12 protein-coding genes are annotated in these 16,682 nt (G+C 71.4%); 6 read left to right on the forward strand and 6 right to left on the reverse strand.

Going from position 1 to position 16,682, the window contains the following annotated elements; translation table 11 throughout:
- Positions 1–355: 355 nt before the first annotated feature.
- Positions 356–1,141: a transcriptional repressor LexA gene (gene lexA / locus GA0070612_RS29535; protein WP_088990890.1), complete on the forward strand. Its 786-nt coding sequence runs from the start codon at positions 356–358 to the stop codon at positions 1,139–1,141.
- Between the two features lie 75 nt (positions 1,142–1,216).
- On the opposite strand, the gene GA0070612_RS32315 is transcribed toward lexA, so the two are convergent.
- Together GA0070612_RS32315 and hflX are read right to left on the reverse strand one after the other, a co-directional pair.
- The gene (locus tag GA0070612_RS32315) at positions 1,217–2,998 is read right to left on the reverse strand and encodes a hypothetical protein (protein ID WP_197699265.1); all 1,782 of its coding nucleotides are present in this window, start codon (positions 2,996–2,998) and stop codon (positions 1,217–1,219) included.
- 50 nt (positions 2,999–3,048) lie between these two features.
- Positions 3,049–4,503, reverse strand: a complete 1,455-nt coding sequence (hflX, locus tag GA0070612_RS29550) for a GTPase HflX (RefSeq protein WP_088990891.1) — start codon at positions 4,501–4,503, stop codon at positions 3,049–3,051.
- A 183-nt stretch (positions 4,504–4,686) separates the two neighbouring features.
- Here hflX and GA0070612_RS29555 point away from each other — a divergent pair, with 183 nt between their 5' ends.
- Positions 4,687–6,153 (forward strand): NAD-dependent malic enzyme, encoded by a 1,467-nt coding sequence (locus tag GA0070612_RS29555; protein WP_088990892.1) that lies wholly within the window; start codon positions 4,687–4,689, stop codon positions 6,151–6,153.
- Positions 6,154–6,252: 99 nt separating this feature from the next.
- On the opposite strand, the gene dapF is transcribed toward GA0070612_RS29555, so the two are convergent.
- From dapF to GA0070612_RS29570, 3 genes are read right to left on the reverse strand one after another with little or no spacing between them, the layout of a single operon-like run.
- Positions 6,253–7,098, reverse strand: coding sequence for a diaminopimelate epimerase (gene dapF / locus GA0070612_RS29560; RefSeq protein ID WP_088990893.1), 846 nt, complete (start codon positions 7,096–7,098; stop codon positions 6,253–6,255).
- Between the two features lie 7 nt (positions 7,099–7,105).
- Complete coding sequence (miaA, locus tag GA0070612_RS29565; protein WP_408630594.1) at positions 7,106–8,032, reverse strand: tRNA (adenosine(37)-N6)-dimethylallyltransferase MiaA; 927 nt, start codon at positions 8,030–8,032, stop codon at positions 7,106–7,108.
- Positions 8,017–8,853, reverse strand: coding sequence for a class III extradiol ring-cleavage dioxygenase family protein (locus tag GA0070612_RS29570; RefSeq protein WP_408630520.1), 837 nt, complete (start codon positions 8,851–8,853; stop codon positions 8,017–8,019). The genes miaA and GA0070612_RS29570 overlap by 16 nt, the downstream gene beginning before the upstream one ends.
- 201 nt (positions 8,854–9,054) lie before the next feature.
- Between GA0070612_RS29570 and GA0070612_RS29575 the strand changes: the two genes are divergently transcribed.
- From GA0070612_RS29575 to GA0070612_RS29585, 3 genes are all read left to right on the forward strand, one after another.
- A complete protein-coding gene (locus GA0070612_RS29575) occupies positions 9,055–10,263 on the forward strand; it encodes a DUF349 domain-containing protein (protein ID WP_088990896.1) in 1,209 nt (402 codons plus the stop codon).
- Between the two features lie 508 nt (positions 10,264–10,771).
- Complete coding sequence (locus GA0070612_RS29580; RefSeq protein ID WP_088990897.1) at positions 10,772–12,352, forward strand: cellulase family glycosylhydrolase; 1,581 nt, start codon at positions 10,772–10,774, stop codon at positions 12,350–12,352.
- Between the two features lie 275 nt (positions 12,353–12,627).
- Positions 12,628–13,989 carry a pectate lyase family protein gene (locus GA0070612_RS29585; protein ID WP_088990898.1) on the forward strand — a complete coding sequence of 454 codons (1,362 nt, stop codon included), beginning with the start codon at positions 12,628–12,630 and terminating at the stop codon, positions 13,987–13,989.
- A 40-nt stretch (positions 13,990–14,029) separates the two neighbouring features.
- Here the strand turns inward: GA0070612_RS29585 and miaB are convergent, their stop codons facing one another.
- The gene (miaB, locus tag GA0070612_RS29590) at positions 14,030–15,523 is read right to left on the reverse strand and encodes a tRNA (N6-isopentenyl adenosine(37)-C2)-methylthiotransferase MiaB (RefSeq protein WP_408630521.1); all 1,494 of its coding nucleotides are present in this window, start codon (positions 15,521–15,523) and stop codon (positions 14,030–14,032) included.
- Between the two features lie 221 nt (positions 15,524–15,744).
- Here miaB and GA0070612_RS29595 point away from each other — a divergent pair, with 221 nt between their 5' ends.
- On the forward strand, positions 15,745–16,653 hold the full coding sequence (locus tag GA0070612_RS29595; RefSeq protein ID WP_231924386.1) for an alpha/beta fold hydrolase: 909 nt from the start codon (positions 15,745–15,747) through the stop codon (positions 16,651–16,653).
- Positions 16,654–16,682: the final 29 nt, after the last annotated feature.

A 16,682-nucleotide genomic window follows, 5' to 3' on the forward strand; every position in this document is an offset into this window, starting at 1 on the left:
ATGTCGCTGGGGAGGCCGGGTCAAGTTGACCCGCGTGTCCGGCGCGTCACGGACCATCCGGCCATCCGCGACCACCAGCACGCCCGAAGACCCAACGCCGACCACCCGCCCGAGTTACCGGCCAGCAGGCCAGACTGGCCGGGAAATCGGCTGAGGATCGAACACCAGTGCTACCTGACGTACCATTTATCAGAACATCCGTACGACCGGAGTGGTTTTTCACCCCGACACGCCGGTGAGAGGTCGTACAGATGTTTGAAAATGACTGATCTCACCTATACGGTCATGAACAACGTGGCACCCCGCACGCACCACGAGCCGACGAGGCACCCAGCGCCGACCAGGGAGGACGGACGTGACCGAGGACCGGGCCAGCCGGCCGAAGAGCCCGCAGCAGATCACCGAGGCGGGCCCGCCGGCCACCCGACGCCGCAGCGCCGCGCGCAGCCGGACGGGCCAGCCCGCCGTGCGCCCGGTCACCCCGGTGGTCAGCGCCTTCCCCGACCCGGCGGCTGTCGACCTGACCGCCCGCCAGCGTCGCATCCTGGAGTTCATCCGCACCTGGGTCGAGCGGCACGGTTACCCGCCGAGCGTCCGCGAGATCGGTGAGGCCGTCGGCCTGGTGTCGCCGTCCAGCGTCGCCTACCAGCTCAAGGAGCTGGAGAAGAAGGGCTTCCTGCGTCGCGACCCCAACCGGCCGCGGGCGGTCGACGTTCGCGCTCCCAGTGAGGCGATCGACGACGAGGTGTCCCGGGCACAGCGGCCGACGCCGGCGTACGTGCCGATGCTCGGCCGGATCGCCGCCGGTGGCCCCATCCTCGCCGAGCAGGCCGTGGAGGACATCTTCCCGCTCCCGCGCGAGCTGGTGGGCGAGGGCGAGGTCTTCATGCTCCAGGTCAAGGGCGACTCGATGCTCGACGCGGCGATCTGCGACGGCGACTGGGTCGTCGTCCGGCAACAGCCGACCGCCGACTCCGGCGAGATCGTGGCCGCCATGCTCGACGGCGAGGCGACAGTCAAGACCTACCGTCGACGCGACGGGCATGTCTGGCTGATGCCGCAGAACCCGGCCTTCGACCCCATCCCCGGTGACGACGCCACCATCATGGGTCGGGTCGTGGCGGTGCTCCGCCGGATCTGACCCGTCGGCGGGTGGGCGCACGTGGTGCCCCACCCGCATCCGTCCGTCCGGGGCGGGCAGGCACCAGCAGAGCTTTCAGTAGCGGTCGCCCCGATAGCCGCGACCGCCCCCGGGATACTGCCCGTACGGGTCGACAGGCGCGTCGTCGTTTCGCCGACGATCGGGCCGCTGACCCCGCTGGTCGGGCTCCTGGCCACCACGCCGGGGCGGCTCCGCACGGCCGGTGCCGGGCTGGCCGCGACCGTCGCCGTACACCCCGCCGCCGGGCCGACCGCCTCCGCCCTGGGGGCGACCGCTCCCACCCTGCGCGCGACCGCCACCGCCGCCACCCTGGGCGCGACCGCCGCCACCAGCGCCCTGCGGGCGACCCCCGGTGCCCTGCGGTCGACCGCCGCCACCGGCCGGGGGCCGTCCGCCCCCGTAGACGCCGTTGCCGCCGTCCGACCGTGCCCCGCCGTAGCCACCGTCCGCCGCTGCCGGACGGGCACCTCCGTACACGGCACCACCTGCCGGTGCGGCGCCACCGCGACCCGGCGTACCACCTGCCGGAGCCGGGCCGCCACGACCTGGGGCACCCCCGCGACCCGGGGCGCCGCCGTAGACCGCACCGCCCGCCGCTGCGCCGCCACCGTAGACACCGCCCTTACGGTCGGCGGACGCTCGGGGATCATCGGCGGAACGGCCGCCGCGCGGGTCGAGCGGATCACCGTTCGGGTCCGACGCGTCGGCGTCATCAGCCGGCGGTCGGTTACGGGCCCGGACGATGCCGACGACGCCGGCGGCGACCAGCAGCAGACCGAGCAACCCGACCGCGCCGATCAGGTACGTGATGTCGTCGAAGTCCAGCCCGTCCGTCCAGGACTTCGAGGCGGTCGGCTTGGCGGCAGCCCCACCGCCGGGTGCCTGTGGCACCGCGGTCGAACTGGACGGTGTGTAGCTGAGGATGTCGAGGGACTCGTCCTCGCCGAACCGGGTGGCGTCGGAGACCGTGAGGAACGACTTTCCGTCCGGGGTGTAGCTGATGGCCTCGCCGAACGGGTCGGTCAACGCCGTCACCCGGGGCTTGCCGGTGGTGAGCGCGCCGACGATGTCACCGCCGCTCACGTCGAACTCGAATGCGTCCGCGTACGTGCGCAGAACCACCCGGGAACCGTCCGGCGATCGGGCCGCGCCGGTGATGGCGATCCGGCCGAACGTGTTGAGCGGGTTCTCCGTCTGCGTCTTCGGCAGGGCGATCTCGCCGGCCTTACGCATCGGCACCGGCTCGGTGTCGCCGCTCTTCAGAGCCCCCGAGGGGGTGTAGATCTCGGCCTTTCCGCTGGTCACCTTCGTGATGATCAGCGGCTTGCCGTCGTCGTCGATGAGCAGGGCCTCGGCGTCGTGCGGTTTCGCCTCGGGATAGGAGAGCCGGTGCAACGTCGGCTGCTTGTTGCCGCTGACCGGCATCGACCAGAGCGCGACGCGCGTGCGGCGGGTCTTCGAGTCCGCGTTGTCGCCGATGTCGGCGATCCAGAGGGTTTTGCCGTCCTTGGAGAGGGCAAGGTCCTCGGTGTCGGCCGGGCCCTGGCCCGAGTAGCGGACCGGCTCCTTCGACGAAATCTTGCACTTGGTGTCGAGGAAGAAGACCCGCTTACGTGCCGCGTTCTCGGTGGCGTCGTTGACGACGATGTAGCCACTCTTGGTCGCGACCAGCCCGGACAGCTCCCGCAGGCGCTCGTCGGTGATCGTGCACCGCTTCTGCCCGGGAGCGGCGGCGGACAACCCGGGGGCGGAAGCCGCCACTGCGACTCCGGAGAGCGCCACGGTTGCCCCGAGCAGGCCGAGGGCAACCGTGACCGAGGAAACAACGCGGCGCATTCGGCCAGTGTCGCATGCCGCGCGTTTCCCGTGGATGACGCCGTGGTCGCTCAGGACCGGACGCCGGCCACCTGACTCTCCCGCTGGACCTCGAAGGGTGCCAGCTCCGCAGCCAACTCCGCGCCGACCCGGACGTGCAGCAGCGTGCCCTCCGGCAGGTGTGACGTGCTGAGCACGTCACCCGTGCGGTGCACCCGTGCCACCAGGTCGCCCCGGTCGTACGGAAGCACGGCCCGGACCTCCACGGCGGGGCGCGGCAGCCGCTCCTCGATTGCCGCGCGCAGCCCGTCGATGCCCCGACCCGAGTGCGCGGACACGAAGATCGCGTCCGGCCAGAGTCGCTTGAGCCGCAACAGGGTGTCCTCGTCGGCGGCGTCGGTCTTGTTGACCACCAACAGCTCGGGGAGCCGGTCGGCGCTGACCTCGGCGAGCACCGCGTGAACCGCCCGGACCTGCTCCTCCGGATCCGGGTGGGTGCCGTCGACGACGTGCACCACCAGATCCGCCTCCGCGACCTCCTCGAGCGTCGAGCGGAACGCCTCGACGATCTGGTGCGGCAGGTGCCGGACGAAGCCGACGGTGTCGGAGAGGGTGTAGAGCCGCCCGTCCGAGGCGGTGGCCTTGCGGGTCGTCGGGTCCAACGTCGCGAACAGCGCGTTCTCCACCAGCACACCCGCACCGGTCAGTCGGTTGAGCAGACTGGACTTGCCGGCGTTGGTGTAACCGGCGATGGCCACGGCGGGCACCGAGTTGCGGGTGCGTCGGGCGCGCTTGGTGACGCGTACCGTCCGCATGCTCTTGATCTCGCGCCGCAGTCGGGAGATGCGGTGGCGGATACGCCGCCGGTCGGTCTCCAGCTTGGTTTCACCGGGACCACGCACACCCACACCGCCACCGGCGCCGCCACCCCGGCCGGAACCACCGGTCTGCCGGGAGAGCGTCTCACCCCAACCACGCAGGCGGGGCAGCAGGTATTCGAGCTGGGCCAGCTCGACCTGCGCCTTACCTTCCTTGCTCTTGGCGTGCTGGGCGAAGATGTCGAGGATCAGCGCCGTCCGGTCGACAACCTTGACCTTGGTGCGCTGCTCCAGGTTGCGCAGCTGCGACGGCGACAGCTCACCGTCGCAGATGACGGTGTCGGCGCCGCTGGCCAGCACCACCGCGCTGAGGTCGTCGACCTTGCCGCGGCCGATGTAGGTGGCCGGGTCGGGTCGGGTGCGCCGCTGGATGAGCCCTTCGAGCACCTGCGAACCGGCGGTCTCGGCCAGCGCGGCAAGCTCGGTCAGGGAGTTTTCCGCGTCGGTCACCGTGCCCTCGGTCCAGACACCCACCAGGACCACCCGCTCCAGCCGCAGCTGGCGGTATTCCACCTCGGTGACGTCGCTGAGCTCGGTAGAGAGGCCTGGGACGCGCCGGAGAGACTGCCGCTCCGACAGGTCCAGCTCGCCGGTGGTGACGTCGTCGAACTCGTCCTCGACGGGGACGAAGCTCTCCTGGTTCCGCAAGCGGTTCTCCTGTCCGTTTTGATAAGTAGAACGTAATCCTGACATGACTCAACGCCGGACGCACCTGCTATATGCCCATGGTGAAGGTCGCCAAAAGTGGGGCCGAATGCTGGTCGGGGTCGACAACCCGGTAGAAATGCGGGCGGCGGCCGACTGGCCGCACAGCCGTGACGGAGGGATCCCGTGGCCATCACCCGACTGCCCAGCGCCGGATTTTCGATCACCATCCGGATCGCCGTGACCGCGGACGCCTCCTCGATCGGCCGGCTCACCACCTCGGTCGGCGAGGCCGGGGCGATCGTCACGGCGCTGGACGTGGTGGACTCCGACCCCACCAACGTGATCGTCGACCTGACCTGCGACACCGCTGACGCCAAGCACGCCGACCAGGTGGTCGACGCGCTCCGGGCGCTCGACGGCGTGGACGTGCGCAAGGTGTCGGACCGGACGTTCCTCCTGCACCTCGGCGGCAAGATCGAGGTGACGTCCAAGGTCGCGCTGCGCAACCGCGACGAGCTGTCCCGCGCGTACACCCCGGGGGTTGCCCGGGTCTGCATGGCGATCGCGGAGAACCCGGCGGACGCCCGGCGGCTGACCATCAAGCGGAACACCGTCGCGGTGGTCAGTGACGGTTCCGCGGTGCTGGGCCTGGGCAACCTGGGACCGGCCGCGTCGCTGCCGGTCATGGAGGGCAAGGCGGCGCTGTTCAAGCGCTTCGGCGGGGTGGACGCCTGGCCCGTGGTGCTGGACACCCAGGACACCGACGAGATCGTGCAGATCGTCAAGGCGATCGCGCCCGCGTACGGCGGGATCAACCTGGAGGACATCGCCGCGCCGCGCTGCTTCGAGATCGAGGCCCGGCTGCGCGAGGCGCTGGACATCCCGGTCTTCCACGACGACCAGCACGGCACCGCGATCTGCGTGCTGGCCGCGCTGACCAACGCGCTGCGGGTGGTGGGCAAGGAGCTCAAGGACGTGCGGGTGGTCGTCTCCGGCGCCGGCGCGGCCGGGACCGCGATCATGAAGCTGCTGCTGCGTCAGGGCGTCGGCGACATCATCGCGTACGACCGGCAGGGCGCCCTGCACCGCGGGCTGACCGGGCTCAACTCGGCGTGGCAGTGGCTGGCGGAGAACACCAACAAGGAGAACTACGCGGGTGACCTGCCGGGTGCGATCCGGGGTGCCGACGTGTTCATCGGTGTGAGCGCGCCGAACCTGCTCACCGGCGAGGACATCGCCCAGATGGCGAAGGACGCGATCGTCTTCGCCCTCGCCAACCCCGACCCGGAGGTCGACCCGCGGGAGGCGCGCAAGCACGCCGCCGTGGTCGCCACCGGCCGTTCGGACCAGCCGAACCAGATCAACAACGTGCTCGCCTTCCCCGGGGTGTTCCGCGGCATGCTGGACGCGCACGCCGAGGAGTTCACCGAGGAGATGGCCATCGCGGCGGCCCAGGCCATCGCGGACGTGGTGGGCGAAGACAAGATCAACCCGACGGTGATCGTGCCGAGCGTCTTCGACTCCCGGGTCGCACCGGCCGTCGCCGCCGCCGTCCGCGCCGCCGCGAACAACCCCAGCCCGCGCCCGGCCGCCGACCCCGGCCCGGCCGACCTCCCCGAGATCGCCGCGAGCGCCAGCGCCACCCCGTAGAACCCGACGTTGGTGATCAAGAGGTTGGCGTCAGGAGCCGCGCGGCTTCTAACGCCAACCTCTTGATCACGGCGCGGGAGCGTGGGGCGGCGGCCCGGGTCAGCGGAGCAGGGCGGCCGGGTCGACCTCGCCGGTCGCCACCAGGACGGCCGGGCCGGACAGCCAGCAGGAATCCGCCGTCACGGTGACCGTCAGGCGGCCACCCGGGACGTCCACCGCGACCACACCCGTGTCCCGGCCGGCGTCGCGCAGGGCCACCGCACCCACCGCGCAGGCGCCGGTGCCGCAGGACAGCGTCTCCGCGCTGCCGCGCTCGTACACCCGCATCACTGTGTGCCCGTCGGTGCCGTCGACCGGATCGCCCGCCACGATGAACTCCACGTTCACGCCGCTCGGAAAGACCACCGGGTCGTACCCGGGGGCCCTCGTCAGATCCAGCGCGGACAACTCCACACCGGCGGGCAGGACGCAGACCAGGTGCGGGTTGCCGATGTCCACCGCCGCGCCGGTCAGGGTCAGCTCGCCGAGGGTGGCGGCCGACTCGTCGTACACCCGGGGGCGGCGCATCTCGACGGACACGGCGTCGCCCTCGACCAGCGCGCGCACGACGCCGGCCCGGGTCGCCACCGGCAACGCCGCGCCCGCGGGCGTGGCCAGCCCGGTGTCCAGCAGGTAGCGCACGAAGACCCGGGCGCCGTTGCCGCACATCTCGGCGAACGAGCCGTCGGCGTTCCAGTAGTCCATGAACCACTCGGCCTCGCCGGCCAACCCCGCGCCGTCCGGGTGCTTGGCCGCGCGGACCACCCGCAGCACGCCGTCCGCGCCGATGCCCCTCCGTCGGTCGCAGAGCGCCGCGACCAGCTCCGGGGTCAGGTCGAGCTGACCGTCCGGGTCCGGAAGGATGACGAAGTCGTTGCCGGTGCCGTGGCCCTTGGTGAACTCCACGCCCCCATTATCGCGTCTCGGCCGGCACCAGACGCAGGGCGGCCCCGATCAGGTCCGGCTCCGCCGAGTCGAGCCAGTGGATCCGGGGGTCCCGGCGGAACCAGGACCGCTGCCGGCGGACGAAGCGCCGGGTCGCTCGGACCGTCTCGTCGTGCGCCTGCGCCTCGGTCAGCTCACCGGCGAGCATCCGCAGCACCTGCTGGTAGCCCAGCGCCCGACTCGCCGTCCGCCCCTCCGGCAACCCCCGCCCGACCAGCTCACGCGTCTCCGGCACCAGGCCGTCGGCCCACATCCGGTCGACCCGCAGCGCGATCCGATCGTCCAACAGCCCGGTGTCCAGGTCGACGCCGAGCTGCACCGACGGGTAATACGGTGTGGGCTGCGGCAGCGAGGCGGTGAACGGTGCGCCGGTCAGCTCGATCACCTCCAGGGCCCGCACGATCCGCCGACCGTTGGCCGGCAGGATGCTCTCGGCGGCCACCGGGTCGGCGGCCCGCAGCCGCGCGTACAGCGGGGCCGGGCCGACCTCGGCCAACTCGCGTTCCAGCCGCTCCCGCAGCGCCGCGTCGGTGCCCGGGAACTCGAAGCGCTCCAACACCGCCCGCACGTACAGCCCGGACCCACCGACCAGCAGCGGCACCTTTCCCCGGGACAGGATGTCGTCCACCGCCGCGCGGGCCAGCCGCTGGTACTCGGCCACGCTCGCCGGCTCGGTCACCTCCCAGATGTCCAACAGGTGGTGCGGCACCCCGTCCCGCTCGGCCACGGTCAGCTTGGCGGTGCCGATGTCCATGCCCCGGTAGAGCTGCATCGAGTCGGCGTTGACCACCTCCCCGTCCAGGGCGTGCGCCAACGCGATGCTCAACGCCGACTTACCCGCCGCCGTCGGGCCGACCACCGCGACGACCGTACCGCTGGTCACACCCGCTCCCAGGACGCCACGAAGTAGGCGACACCGTAGGGAGCCGCGTGGTGCAACAGCTCACCGCGCCAACCGCCGCCCGCCCTCCGGGCCGCACCGGCCAGCACCTGCCAGGGCGCACGACCAGCGGCCTTCAGCTCCGCCGACACCACCGGGTCCAGGTCGAGCAGGACGTCCAGGTCCGCGTCGGCCAGCGCCGCCGCAACCCTCTGGTCGTACGGGAGGGCGCGCGGGTCGTCGTACCCGGGTGACGTCACTCCCCGGCACGCCGACCCGTCCCCGAGGACCAGTAACGCCACCCGTTCGCCCGTGGCGTCGACCTCGTCGGCGAGCGCCGCCAGCTCGGCCGGGCCGGCGTCGGCGGCCACCTGCACGGCGGTGACCGGCGGCGCGCCGGCCGAGGGTGCGCTGCTCGGCGTGGCGCCGACCGGCGGCGCGCTGGTCCGGGTTGCGCTCGCCGACGGTGTGCCGACCGGCGGCGCGCTGGCCGGCGCGGTGCTGGCCGGCGGCGGCGTCTCGTGGCGGGTCAGCAGCCACGCGCCGATGGTCAGGCTCAACGGCAGCACCGCACCTCGGTCGGGCTGACCGGTCACCAGCGGCACGTCCAGGTCGACCCCCCAGGGCTGTAGGGAACCCGTGGCCGGAGTGCGGATCGGACCGGTCACCGGGCCGGTCCCGAGCAGCACCACGCTGTCCGGACCGACGGCCAGCAACCGGCGTACGGCGGTGTCGCAGGCTGCTCGAAGGTCGTCCAACTCCGGGGCCGCGGAGCCGGCCACCTCGGGCACGAGCAGGGGCGGATGCGGGCAGACGGCGGCGGTGACCAGTGGCACCCGTTCACCGTAGCGGGAATCCCCGGTGCGTCTCCGCGCCGATCCGGTCATTCGGCCCCTAGGACACCGTATGGTCACGGTCGGCGATAGGCGCTCGACGCGGACCGGGTGAGACCTGTGACAATGCCGGAAGCAACTTGGCTGCGCCGTGGCGGCGACGGGGGTTCGTTCCCTCGACGCCGGGAGAACGAGGATGGGCACATGAGCGACTGGACTGCCTTCGGACGGGTGGACGCGGACGGCACCGTGTACGTCAAGACCACCGAGGGCGAGCGGGTGGTCGGATCCTGGCAGGCAGGTGCGCCGGAGGAAGGCCTGGCACACTTCGCGCGCCGCTTCGCCGATCTGGTCACCGAGGTGGACCTGACCGAAGCACGGCTCAAGTCGGGTGCGGCGGATGCCGGGCACTCGTTGAGCACGATCCGGCGGATCCGCACCACGCTGCCCGAGGCCAACGTGGTCGGCGACATCGACGCACTGACCGCTCGTCTGGACAAGCTGGCGACCCTCGCCGAGGAGAAGGCCGGCGAGGCGCGCGCCGCCCGGGACGCCGCTCGCGGCGAAGCCCTGGCCCGCAAGACCGCGCTGGTCGAGGAGGCCGAGAAGCTCGCCGCCGAGTCCACCGGGTGGAAGACCGCCGGGGACCGGCTCAAGGAGATCCTCGACGAGTGGAAGACCATCCGTGGGGTCGACAAGAAGGCCGACGGTGAGCTGTGGAAGCGGTTCGCCGCCGCCCGGGACGGCTTCACCCGGCGTCGTGGCGCCCACTTCGCCTCCCTGGACTCGCAGCGCAAGCAGGCGCAGACCGCCAAGGAGGAGCTGGTCGCCCAGGCGGAGAAGCTCCAGGAGTCCACCGACTGGGCCGCCACCGCCAACCAGCTCAAGGACCTGATGACCCAGTGGAAGGCCGCGCCGCGCGCCTCCAAGGAGGCCGAGCAGAAGCTCTGGGAACGGTTCCGGGGTGCGCAGGACGCCTTCTTCAGCCGGCGCAGTGAGGTCTTCTCCGCCCGGGACAACGAGCAGCGCGGCAACCTGGAGCGCAAGCAGGCCCTGCTCGCCGAAGCCGAGGCACTGGACGTCGACGCCGACCCGAAGGGCGCCCAGGCCAAGCTGCGCGAGATCCAGGCGCAGTGGCACGAGGCCGGCCGGGTTCCCCGCGAGGCGGCGGCCGGGCTGGAGCGCCGGCTGCGCGCCATCGACGACAAGGTCCGCGAGGTGATGGACTCGGCGTGGCGCCGCACCACCAAGGAGGACAACCCGCTGCTCGCCCAGATGCGGGCACAGGTGGCGGAAGCCGAGGACCGGCTGGCCCGGGCGCAGAGCGCCGGGGACGCACGCCGGATCAAGGAAGCCGAGCAGGCGCTCGCCTCCAAGCGGCAGTTCCTCCAGCTCGCCGAGCAGGCCGGCTGAGCTGACGTCTCCCGGAGCCCCCGGCCCCTGCACAGGGACCGGGGGCTCCCGCCTGTCCAGGGCGCCCCGCGCCCTCGGCGCCGCCTCGGCCCGCCCGGCGCCGCCCCCAAGATTCACGCACCGCCCGACACGCACCGCCCGACACGCACGGCCCGACACGCACGGCCCGACACGCACGGCCCGACACGCACGGCCCGACGCGCACAGCCCGACGCGCACAGCCCGGCGCGGGGGTCGTGACGAGGACGAGGGCGGTGGCGCGGCGGGCGGTCGGCTTGGGCTGGCGGGGCTGGTTGACGCATTGACGTGGGGTGATCAGAATGAGCCACGGAGTCAGGTTGGGCCCACCGCGACGAGGGCGACGAAGGCGGGACGACCGCCGTCGTGGGTCGCCGGTGAGCTTCCGCGAGTGACACGTCCGCGTGACATGGGCCGTCGCGCACTGTCCGCGTACCCCTTGGGGAGCGTGACATGCGGACGGCCGCCTGGCCTCCGAAGTGGAGCTCGAATGTTCCGTCCCAAGGCTTTCGGCGGTGCGGTCACCGCGCTCGCCACCGTCGCGGCCGGCGTGTTCCTCGCCGCCGCCGTCAGCAGCAGTCCGGCCGTTGCCGCCGGCACCGGTACGGGTTACCTGCACACCAACGGTAACCAGATCGTGGACAGCACCGGTGCCACGGTCCGGTTGACCGGTATCAACTGGTTCGGCATGGAGACCGACAACAAGACCTTCCACGGGCTGTGGTCGAACAACCCGTGGCGGGGACAGCTCGACACGATGGCGCGGCTTGGTTACAACACGTTGCGGGTGCCGTACTCGAACGACGCGCTGAAGGCGGGTGCGACCGCCAGCGGGGTCAACGACTTCGTCAACCCGGATCTGGTCGGGCTGTCGCCGTTGCAGATCCTGGACAAGGTGATCGACTACGCCGGCAGCAAGGGGATGCGGATCATCCTGGACCGGCACCGGCCGACGTCGGCCGGGCAGTCGCCGTTGTGGTACACGTCGACGGTCTCCGAGGCGACCTGGATCAACGACTGGAAGATGCTGGCCCAGCGGTACGCGGGCAACCCCACGGTGATCGGCGCGGACCTGCACAACGAGCCGCACGCCGAGGGCACCAACCCGGCGGCCACCGGCGCGTGCTGGGGGTGCGGTGACATCACCCGGGACTGGCGGCTCGCCGCCGAGCGGGCCGGCAACGCCATCCTCGGTGTCCAGCCCAACTGGTTGATCTTCGTGGAGGGGGTGAGCTGCCCCAGCGGTGGCCTCTCCGACGTGTGGGACAACGACCCCAGCAACGACGAGGACTGCGGCTGGTGGGGTGGCAACCTGTCGAAGGCCGGCGAGTTCCCGGTACGGCTGAGCGTGCCGAACCGGCTGGTCTACTCGCCGCACGAGTACGCCACGTCGGTGTACCGGCAGAGCTGGTTCGACGCCCCGGACTACCCGGCGAACATGCCGGCCATCTGGGACAAGTACTGGGGTTACCTGTACAAGAAGAACATCGCGCCGATCATGATGGGTGAGTTCGGCAGCACCCTGGCCGACCCGAAGGACCGGGTGTGGCTGGAGAGGCTGATGGCGTACACCGGCACCGGGGTGACCGGGATGTCCTTCACCTACTGGTCGTGGAACCCGAACTCGGGTGACACCGGTGGGATCGCGTTGGACGACTGGACGAACGTCAACACCACCAAGCAGGCGATCCTCCAGCCGTACCTGATCCCGCCGACCGGCGGCGGCACCCCACCGACGACCGGCGGGCCGACGGACCCGCCGCCCGGTGCCTGCACGGCCACCTACCGGCAGGTCAACGCCTGGCAGGGTGGCTTCCAGGGCGAGGTGACAGTGAAGAACACCGGCTCGGCCGCGGTGAACCCGTGGTCGGTCACCTGGACGTGGCCGTCCGGGGTGACGCTGGGCAGTGGTTGGAACGCCACCGTCACGCAGTCCGGCACGACGGTCACCGCCGCCGCTCCGAGTCACGCGCCGTCCCTGCCGGCGGGCGGGTCGGTCACCGTCGGCTTCACCGCCAACGGCGCTGCCAGCGCACCGGGCACGGTGAAGCTCAGCGGCGCGAGCTGCTGAGGAGGGCCGGCGCGCTGACGTTCGGCGGCGCACGCTGTTGAGCTGTCGGGACGGCCGGTGCGCGACGCATCGGCCGTCCCGACCATTTACATACATAGCCTTCTATGCTTTCATCGGGAAAGCGCTTGCCCCACCGTCGGCGAGCGTAAGCGCGGGAGCCGCTTTCCTTCACGAACCTGCACTGGCGGGCCCGAGGACCACCGGTCCCGGCCGACTTCGCCGCCCACGGGCATGGGCGACGCGACGGTCCGTCCGCCTCATCGAAAGGGAGCAGCATGCGCACAGGACGGCGTCGAACGACGCTGATCGCCACCACCGCCGCAGCCACCGCGACCCTGGTCACCGCCGGTCTGCTGACCTCGGTGTCCGCCCAGGCGGCCGCCGGATGCCAGGTGGTCTACTCGGTCGCCAGCCAGTGGCCGGGCGGATTCACCGGCAACGTCACGGTCACCAACCTCGGCGACCCGATCTCCGGATGGACCCTGCGCTGGTCGTACGGGGCCGGTCAGCAGACCAGCCAGGCGTGGGGCGCCACCGTCGCACAGAGCGGCAGCCAGGTCTCCGCGACCAACGTCGACTACAACGGCAACCTGGCGACCAACGGCACCGCCTCGTTCGGCTTCAACGCGAGCTGGAACAACTCCAGCAACCCGGCTCCGACCAGCTTCACCCTGAACAACGTCGCCTGCACCGGCAGCACCACACCGACCACGCCGCCGCCCAGCACCCCACCGCCGAGCAACCCGCCGCCGTCGAGCACACCTCCGCCCGGCCAGCAGCCGTCGAACCTGGTCGGCTGGGCCACCCAGAACGGCGGCACCACCGGCGGCGGCAACGCCGGCATCACCACCGTCAGCAACGCCTCGGGCCTGACCAGCGCCCTGAACGCGACCGGCGCCGCGGTGATCCGGGTGACCGGCACCATCACCTGCTCGGGCATGCTGCGGGTCCGGTCGAACAAGACCATCATCGGCAACTACGGTGCGACGATCGTCGGCTGCGGTCTCAACATCAACGGCGACCGCAACGTGATCATCCGCAACCTGACCTTCCGCAACTGGAACGACGACGCGATCAACGTCCAGGAGTCGGCCACCAACATCTGGATCGACCACAACACCTTCAGCAACGGGTACGACGGCGCCGTCGACATCAAGCGCGGCTCGGACTTCATCACCGTCTCGTGGAACCGGGTCTACAGCCACGACAAGACCATGCTGCTCGGCCACAGCGACGACAACGCCGGTCAGGACGTCGGTCACCTGCGGGTGAGCTACCACCACAACTACTTCGACGGCAGCAACCAGCGCAACCCGCGGGTGCGCTTCGGCAACCCGGTGCACGTCTACAACAACTACTACCGGGCCAACGGCGGCTACGGCGTCGCGTCCACCGAGAACGCCGGCGTGCTGGTCGAGGGCAACTACTTCGAGAACGTCGACGACCCGTACCACCGTGGTGAGGGCGACTCCGGGCCCGGCGGCCTGGTCGCCCGCAACAACCACTTCGTCAACTCGCCCACCGGCCAGGCCGGCGGCAGCGTGGCGAGCATCCCGTACTCGTACCAGTTGGACACCGCGAGCACCGTCAAGTCCATCGTGACGGCGAGCGCGGGCGCCGGCAAGATCACCGTCTGACCGAGGAAGGGCCCCTCGACCGAGGGGCCCTTCCGTGCGGTCAGTGCGTGGCGCAGCCCGCCGTGGGCGCGGGCGCGACCGGCGGTGCGCCGATCGTCGGCAGACCGAGCAACACACCGGGGGTACGCGGAGAGCGCCCCGCCTCGGCCGCGTCGCCGGCCCGGGTACGCCGGTGTGCCACCAGCGCCCCGTCGGCGTTGAGGTGGTGCGGTGCCGCGTACGTGACGGTGGTGTGCACGATGTCGCCCGGGCGGATCCGGCCGGCGAGCGACGACCCGTCCGGGCCGTCGGTCGCGAAGTGCACCAGCCGACCGTCGCGGGCCCGACCGGACATCCGGCCGGTGCGCTCGTCCTTGCGGCCCTCGCCGACGGCGACCAGCACCTCGACGGTCTCGCCCACCAGGCGCTTGTTCTCCGCCCAGGTGATCTCCTCGACGGTCGCGACCAGCCGCTCGTAGCGCTCCTGCACGACCTGCTTGGGCAACTGGTCGTCCATCGTCGCGGCCGGGGTGCCGGGCCGCTTGGAGTACTGGAAGGTGAAGGCCGAGGAGAACCGCGCCTCGCGGACCACGTCCAGGGTGCGCTGGAAGTCGGCCTCGGTCTCACCGGGGAAGCCGACGATGATGTCGGTGGTGATCGCCGCGTCCGGCATCGCCGCCCGGACCTTCTCGATGATCCCCAGGTAGCGCTCGGAGCGGTAGGACCGGCGCATCGCCTTCAGCACGTCGTCGGAGCCGGACTGCAACGGCATGTGCAGCGAGTGGCAGACGTTGGGCGTCTCGGCCATCGCGGCGATCACGTCGTCGGTGAAGTCCTTCGGGTGCGGGCTGGTGAACCGCACCCGCTCCAGCCCGTCGATGTCGCCGCAGGCGCGCAGCAGCTTGCCGAACGCGTACCGGTCGCCGAACTCGACGCCGTAGGAGTTGACGTTCTGCCCGAGCAGCGTCACCTCCAGCACACCCTCGTCGACCAGGGCGCGCACCTCGGAGAGGATGTCGCCGGGCCGCCGGTCCTTCTCCTTGCCGCGCAGCGCCGGCACGATGCAGAAGGTGCAGGTGTTGTTGCACCCCACCGAGATCGACACCCAACCGGCGTACGTGGACTCGCGGCGGGTGGGCAGCGTGGACGGGAAGACGTCGAGGGATTCGAGGATCTCCACCTCGGCGGCGGCGTTGTGCCGGGCCCGCTCCAGCAGCACCGGCAGCGCGCCGATGTTGTGGGTGCCGAAGACCACGTCGACCCAGGGAGCCTTGCGGACGATGTCGCCCCGGTCCTTCTGGGCCAGGCAGCCGCCGACCGCGATCTGCATCCCGGGGTGCTTGTCCTTCACCGGGCGTAGGCGACCGAGGTTGCCGTAGAGCCGGTTGTCCGCGTTCTCCCGCACCGCGCAGGTGTTGAAGACGACGATGTCGGAGGTGTCGTCGGTGGGTGCCGCGCGCACGTACCCGGCCTGTTCGAGCAGCCCGGAGATGCGCTCAGAATCGTGCACGTTCATCTGGCAGCCGTACGTCACGACGTTGTAGGTCCTCGCCACCGGATTGGTGCCCCTTCCCCTCGGGCTACCAGGGTAGCGGCCCGTTCGGTGGCCCCTACCCACCGGCATTGACCCGGCGGCCCATGGCGGGCATCCACGACGGGCAGTACGCTGCACAACAAGAATGTGTTCTGGGCGATTTCGGGGGCTTTGCACTCGGCGCCGACGATGCGCGGCTCCGTTCACGGGGGGAGCACATGACGACCCGCGGGAGGCCAACCGTGACGCGACAAGATGCGGCGCAGCGCACCGTCACCACCCCGGACGGGCGGCACCTCGCGGTGGAGACCTCCGGCTCTCCGGACGGGCCCGCGGTCTTCCTGCTGCACGGCACCCCGGGCAGTCGCAGCGGTCCCCGTCCACGAGGCATCGTCGTCTACCGCCTCGGCGTGCACCTGGTCTGCTACGACCGGCCCGGTTACGGCGACTCCGACCGGCACGAGGGTCGACGGGTGGCCGACGCGGCGGCCGACGTGGCAGCGATCGCGGACGCCCTCGGCATCGAACGGTTCGCGGTGGTGGGTCGATCAGGTGGCGGCCCACACGCCCTGGCCTGCGCGGCGCTGCTGCCCGACCGGGTCACCCGGGCCGCCGTGCTGGTGGGCCTCGCCCCGGCCGGCGCACCCGACCTGGACTGGTACGCCGGCATGGCGGAATCGAACGTGGAGGACTACGGGCAGGCCGACGAGGACCTGGCCGAGCTGACCCTCAACCTGAAGGTGCGCGCCGAGGAGGCCCGACGGGACCCGATGACGCTGCTGGAGTTCCTCCGCCCCCAGTTGCCGGAGGCGGACATCCGGGTCGTCGACGACGTGGCGATCCGCCGGCTGCTGACCGACATGTACGCCGAGGCGCTGCGGCACGGCCCCGAAGGCTGGATCGACGACGTGCTGGCGATCCGGCGCGGCTGGGGGTTCGACCTGGGTGCCATCCAGGCGGAGGTCCGGCTCTGGCACGGTGAGCAGGACCGCTTCTCCCCGGTGGAGCACTCCCACTGGCTGGCCTCGCGGATCTCCCGCGCCGAGGTCCAGGTGCAGCCCGGAGCCGCGCACTTCGGGGCGGTGGAGATCCTCCCGCAGACCCTGAGCTGGCTGGCCCGACCGGACCTGGCGACCAGTCCTCGGCTCTGACCGGCGGGTCGGGCCGGCAACCCGACCCG

Origin of the sequence: Micromonospora chokoriensis, from assembly GCF_900091505.1 — a bacterium.
GTDB lineage: Bacteria > Actinomycetota > Actinomycetes > Mycobacteriales > Micromonosporaceae > Micromonospora > Micromonospora chokoriensis.